This window comes from Duganella phyllosphaerae (genome assembly GCF_001758785.1).
In the GTDB taxonomy this organism is placed as follows: Bacteria; Pseudomonadota; Gammaproteobacteria; order Burkholderiales; family Burkholderiaceae_D; genus Rugamonas; species Rugamonas phyllosphaerae.
Genome location: NZ_LROM01000021.1, coordinates 1 through 5,892 on the forward strand (window position 1 = coordinate 1; position 5,892 = coordinate 5,892).

At 66.3% G+C, this 5,892-nt stretch carries 5 protein-coding genes; all 5 read left to right on the top strand.

Going from position 1 to position 5,892, the window contains the following annotated elements; all coding sequences use genetic code 11:
• The coding region (bioD, locus tag DUPY_RS01105) for a dethiobiotin synthase (protein WP_371851720.1) at nucleotides 1–728 on the top strand (728 nt) is incomplete at its 5' end.
• A 30-nt stretch (nucleotides 729–758) separates the two neighbouring features.
• On the top strand, nucleotides 759–1,808 hold the full coding sequence (gene bioB, locus DUPY_RS01110) for a biotin synthase BioB (RefSeq protein ID WP_070245885.1): 1,050 nt from the start codon (nucleotides 759–761) through the stop codon (nucleotides 1,806–1,808).
• 96 nt (nucleotides 1,809–1,904) lie between these two features.
• Nucleotides 1,905–3,938 carry an acetyl-CoA carboxylase biotin carboxylase subunit gene (locus tag DUPY_RS01115; RefSeq protein ID WP_070245886.1) on the top strand — a complete coding sequence of 678 codons (2,034 nt, stop codon included), beginning with the start codon at nucleotides 1,905–1,907 and terminating at the stop codon, nucleotides 3,936–3,938.
• Nucleotides 3,939–3,955: 17 nt separating this feature from the next.
• Nucleotides 3,956–4,888, top strand: a complete 933-nt coding sequence (locus tag DUPY_RS01120; RefSeq protein WP_070245887.1) for a 2-hydroxyacid dehydrogenase — start codon at nucleotides 3,956–3,958, stop codon at nucleotides 4,886–4,888.
• 1 nt (nucleotide 4,889) lies between these two features.
• The gene (locus tag DUPY_RS01125; RefSeq protein ID WP_070245888.1) at nucleotides 4,890–5,801 is read left to right on the top strand and encodes a hydroxymethylglutaryl-CoA lyase; all 912 of its coding nucleotides are present in this window, start codon (nucleotides 4,890–4,892) and stop codon (nucleotides 5,799–5,801) included.
• The last annotated feature ends 91 nt before the right edge of the window (nucleotides 5,802–5,892 follow it).

Consider the following 5,892-nt stretch of genomic DNA (forward strand, 5'->3'; position numbering starts at 1 on the left):
CCGCCGTGGCAGCCGCTGCGCTGCCGCCGCGTTTTTCCTGCTTCGTTACCGGCACCGACACCGAGATCGGCAAAACCCTGGTCTCGTCGGCCATGCTGCACGCGCTGGTGCAGGCCGGCGTGCGCGCCTGCGGCATGAAGCCGGTGGCCGCCGGCGCCGAGCTGCGCGACGGCGTGTGGCACAACGACGACTGCGATCAGCTGGCCGCCGCCGGCAACGTCCACCTGCTGCCATCGATCACCACGCCGTTCCTGCTGCGCGAGCCAGCCGCACCGCACATCGCGGCAGCCCTGGAAGGCGTGGAGATTTCGCCGGTGCCTATCCTGGCCGCGTACGTGGAAATCAACGCCGCCTCCGACGCCGTGGTGGTCGAAGGCGTGGGCGGCTTCCGGGTGCCGCTCAACGACGAATTCGACACCGCCGACCTGGCCGAGCAGCTCGACCTGCCGGTGGTGCTGGTGGTGGGCCTGCGCCTGGGCTGCATCAGCCATGCGCTGCTGACGGTCGAAGCGATCGCCGCGCGCGGATTGAATCTGGCCGGCTGGGTGGCCAACGAAACCCAGGCCGACATGGCCTTTGCCGACGAAAATATCGCCGCGCTCGAACAGCGGATACCGGCGCCGCTGCTGGGCCGCGTACCGCGCCTGGCGCAACCGAGCGCGCAAGCGGCTGCCGCCTACCTCGACTTTACGATGCTGCCCGACTGGCCGGCACAAAAGAACACCTGAACTAAACACTTGATCCACGAAGGAAAACCGATGTCCATGAACACCCTCCAAGAACCGAAAGTCGTCGCCCTGCACCGCCCGACCGCCGCCATCACGCTGCCGCCGGCAGCCACCTGGCCGATCGACGACGTGCTGGCGCTGTTCGAGCTGCCGTTCAATGACCTGATGTTCAAGGCGCAGCAAACCCACCGCGCCAACTTCCCGGACGGCGACGTCGAACTGGCCACGCTGCTGTCGATCAAGACTGGCGGCTGCGAGGAAGACTGCGGCTACTGTCCGCAGGCGGCGCGCTACGACACCGGCGTCGAGGCGAAGAAAATCCTCGACATCGACACCGTGCTGGCAGCGGCGCAGCAGGCCAAGGACAACGGCGCCACGCGTTTCTGCATGGGCGCCGCCTGGCGCAGCCCGAAAGAGCGCGACATGGACAAGGTCGAAGAAATGGTGCGCGAGGTGAAAGCGCTGGGCCTGGAAACCTGCGCCACCCTGGGCATGCTCGAAGAAAAGCAGGCGCAGCGCCTGAAAGACGCCGGCCTCGATTACTACAACCACAACCTCGATACCGCGCCCGAGTTCTACGACAACGTGATCTCCACCCGCGAATACCAGGACCGCCTCGACACCCTGGGCCACGTGCGCGAAGCAGGTTTAAAGGTGTGCTGCGGCGGCATCGTGGGCATGGGCGAGACGCGCCTGCAACGCGCCGGTCTGATCGCGCAGCTGGCCAACCTCAATCCCTATCCGGAATCGGTACCGGTCAATCACCTGGTGCAGGTGGAAGGTACGCCGCTCTACGGTATCGATCCGCTCGACCCGTTCGAATTCGTGCGCACCATTGCGGTCGCACGCATCACCATGCCGAAGGCGCGCGTGCGCCTGTCGGCCGGCCGGCGCCAGATGGGCGAAGCGGTGCAAGCGATGTGCTTCCTGGCCGGCGCCAACTCCATCTTCTACGGCGACAAGCTGCTCACGACCGACAACCCGGAAGCGACCGACGACCGCGAGCTGCTGGCAAAGCTGGGCCTCAAAACCCGTGGCGCCGTGCTGGAGTCGGCGCCTAAGGAGAAGTGCGGCTGCTGATGCGGCACGCTTGAACCCCGGCACGGCGGGGTCGGACCCTATCGAGTCCGGCCCCAGGTAGTTGGGGGTTAAAAATAAAAAATACGGAGACTAAAAATGTTCCAGAAAATCCTCATCGCCAACCGTGGTGAAATCGCCTGCCGCGTCGCCGCCACCGCGCGCCGCCTGGGCATCAAGACCGTCGCCGTTTATTCGGAGGCGGACGCCAACGCCCTGCACGTCGCCAGCTGCGACGAAGCGATCCTGATCGGCCCAGCGCCAGCCAAGGAAAGCTACCTGTGCGGCGACAAGATCATCGCCGCCGCCAAAGAGACCGGCGCGCAGGCGATCCATCCCGGCTATGGCTTCCTGTCCGAGAACGCCGATTTTGCCGAAGCCTGCGAGGCTGCCGGCCTGGTCTTCATCGGCCCACCCGCATCGGCCATGCGCGCCATGGGCTCGAAGTCTGCCGCCAAGACGCTGATGGAACAGGCCAACGTGCCGCTGGTGCCCGGCTACCACGGCGAACAGCAAGACCCCGACTTCCTGCAGGCGCAAGCCGACCGCATCGGCTATCCCGTCCTGCTCAAGGCCTCGGCCGGCGGCGGTGGCAAGGGCATGCGCGTGGTCGAGAGTTCGGCGCAGTTCAAGGATGCCCTGGCCTCGTGCAAGCGCGAAGCGATCAGCTCCTTCGGCGACGACCAGGTGCTGGCCGAAAAATACCTGCAACGCCCGCGCCACATCGAAATCCAGGTGTTTGCCGACACGCATGGCAACTGCATCTATTTGTTCGAGCGCGATTGCTCGGTGCAGCGCCGCCACCAGAAAGTGCTGGAAGAAGCGCCGGCCCCTAACCTGCCGCAGGAACGCCGCGCCGCCATGGGCGAGGCAGCGGTGGCTGCCGCCCGCGCGGTCGGCTACGTGGGCGCCGGCACGGTGGAATTCATCGCCAACCAGGATGGCTCGTTCTACTTCATGGAGATGAACACGCGCCTGCAAGTGGAACACCCGGTCACCGAAATGATCACCGGCACCGACCTGGTGGAGTGGCAGCTGCGCGTGGCCGCCGGCGAAGCGCTGCCGAAAACCCAGGATGAGCTGGCGATCCACGGCCACGCCATCGAAGCGCGCATCTATGCCGAAAACCCCGACAAAGGCTTTCTGCCGTCGATCGGTACCCTGCGCCACCTGGGCACACCGGCCTCGGTGATGTTCGAACTCGGTGGCGACGCCAAGGCGCCGGCGCCGGTACGCATCGATTCGGGCGTACGCGCCGGCGATGCGATATCGCCGTTCTACGACCCCATGATCGCCAAGCTGATCGTGTGGGGCGCCAACCGCCAGCAGGCGCTTGCGCGCATGGTGCAGGCGCTGTCGCAGTACCAGGTGGTGGGCCTGACCACCAACGTCGCCTTCCTCAAGCGCCTGGTGCAAAGCACCGCGTTTGCCACCGCCGATCTCGATACGGGCCTGATCGAGCGCAATCACGACATCCTGTTTACGGCCGCTCCCGAGGCGCCCGCTGCGGCCCTGGCGCTGGCGTGCGCCGCGCTGATGGCGTCGGAGCAGGCAAAAGCGGCCAGCCAGGTCAACCATCCCGGCGACCCGTGGAGCAGCGCCACCGGCTGGCGCCTGAACCAGCCGTACCTGCGCGCGCTGTCGTTCAGTGACGAATTCGATTACACCGCGCACCTGAGCTATCGCGCCGACGGCTGGCTGTTCAGCACCGGTGCATCCACCTCGGCGCCAGACACGCCGCAGCAGCTGCACCTGACCGCGCACCAGGGCGACGACTACGCCATCCGCCTGGGCGAGCAAACCATCCACGGCGTGGTGCGGCGCGACGGCGACGTGCTGCACGTGTTTACCGGCGGCGCCCACTATCAGCTCACATACCACGATCCGATGGCCCACGCTGGCGAGGCCGAACTCGACACCGGCCGCCTGACCGCGCCGATGCCGGGCAAGGTCGTGGCAGTACTGGCGGCCAAGGGCCAGCAGGTCAAGCGCGGCGAGGCGCTGGTGATCATGGAGGCGATGAAGATGGAGCACACCATCGCCGCGCCGCACGACGGCGTGATCGACGAGATCCTGTACGGCGTGGGCGACCAGGTGGCCGACGGCGCGCCGCTGCTGGCCTTCAAAACCTAAAAATCCGGGAATACACCATGCGCATACTTCTGCACCGCGCCGACGGCAAGACCGAGCCGTGGCTCAAGGATTTTTCGAAGTACCTGCCCGAGGCGGAATTCGAGATCTGGCACGCCGGCGAAAAAAGCCAGCCGTGCGACTACGCCGTGGTGTGGTCGCCGCCCGAGGCCATGCTGCCCGAGCTGGCCCAGGTAAAGGCCATCTTCAATACCGGCGCCGGGGTCGATGCGCTGCTGCGCTACGGCGAAGCGATTCCGCGCGAGATCCCCATCATTCGCCTTGGCGACGCCGGCATGGGCCTGCAGATGGCGGAATACGTCACCCACGCGGTGCTGCGGTACTTCCGCCGCTTCGACGACTACGAGCGCCAGGCGCGCGCCGGCGTGTGGGCCACGCTGCCGCCGTACAACCGCGAAGACTTCGCCATCGGCGTGCTGGGACTCGGTGCGCTGGGCAAGCGCGTGATCGAGGCGCTGGCGCCGTTCGGCTTCCCGCTGCGTGGCTGGAGCCGCACCGACAAACGCATGGATGGCGTGCAGTGCTACCACGGCGACGACGGCCTCGACACCTTTTTGCGCGGCAGCCGGGTGCTGGTGTGCATGCTGCCGTTGACGCCGCATACCAACAACCTGATCGACCGCACCAACCTGGGCAAGCTGCCTGCCGGTGCGTACGTCATCAACGTTGCGCGCGGCGCCCACATCGCCGAGCCGGAACTGCTGGCGATGATCAAGTCGGGCCACATCGCCGCTGCCACGCTCGACGTGTTCCGCAACGAGCCCCTGCCCGCGCAGCATCCGTTCTGGCAGGAGCCGCGCATCACCATCACGCCGCACATTTCGGCGCTCACCCTGCGGCGCGAAAGCGTGCAGCAGATTGCCGACAAAATCCGCCAGTTCGAAAGCGGACAACCGGTCGCCGATATCGTCGACCGCAACCTGGGATACTGATATGGCCAACCTGCCAAAGCAAGTGAAAATCGTCGAAGTGGGACCGCGCGACGGCCTGCAAAACGAAAAGGAAAGCGTCCCGGCCGAGATCAAGACGGAACTGGTCAACCGCCTGTCGGGCGCCGGATTCCGCAACATCGAAGCCGCTGCGTTCGTGTCGCCCAAGTGGGTGCCGCAAATGGCCACCAGCGCCGACGTGATGGCCGCCATCGTGCGCCGCCCCGGCACCATCTATTCCGCGCTCACGCCCAATATGCAGGGCTTTGACGCGGCGCTGGCCGCGCGCGCCGACGAGGTGGTGATCTTCGGCTCGGCGTCCGAGGCGTTCTCGCAAAAGAACATCAACTGCTCGATCGCCGAATCGATCGCCCGCTTCGAGGGCGTGGCGCAGGCGGCCAAGCAGCACGGCCTGCGCCTGCGCGGCAGCATCAGCTGCGCGTTTGGCTGCCCGTACCAGGGCGACGTCGCGCCCGAGTCGGTGGCCGACGTGGTGCGCCGCATGCGCGACCTGGGCTGCGACGAAATCGACATCGCCGACACCATCGGCGTGGCCACCGCGCGCCAGACGCAGACGGTGATGGAGCGCGCCGCGCGCGAATTCCAGATCGACGCGCTGGCCGGCCACTTCCACGACACCTACGGCCAGGCGCTGGCCAACATCTACGCCAGCCTGGAAGTGGGCATTTCGATCTACCACTCGTCGGTGGCCGGCCTGGGCGGCTGCCCGTACGCCAAGGGCGCCACCGGCAACATCGCCACCGAGGACGTGCTGTACCTGATGCAAGGCCTGGGCATCGAGACCGGCATCGACCTCGATATCGTGGTCGATGCCGGCCAGTTCATCTCGCAATTTTTGGGCCGCAAGAGCGCGAGCCGCGCGGGCAATGCGCTGGCGGCAAAACGCACCAGCTAAGCCCGTTAGTACCCTTACCGGCCCGGCTCGCCGGGCTATCCAAAACAACCCACGCCGAATCGCTGCCACAATGGAAAAATCCCGCCTGACG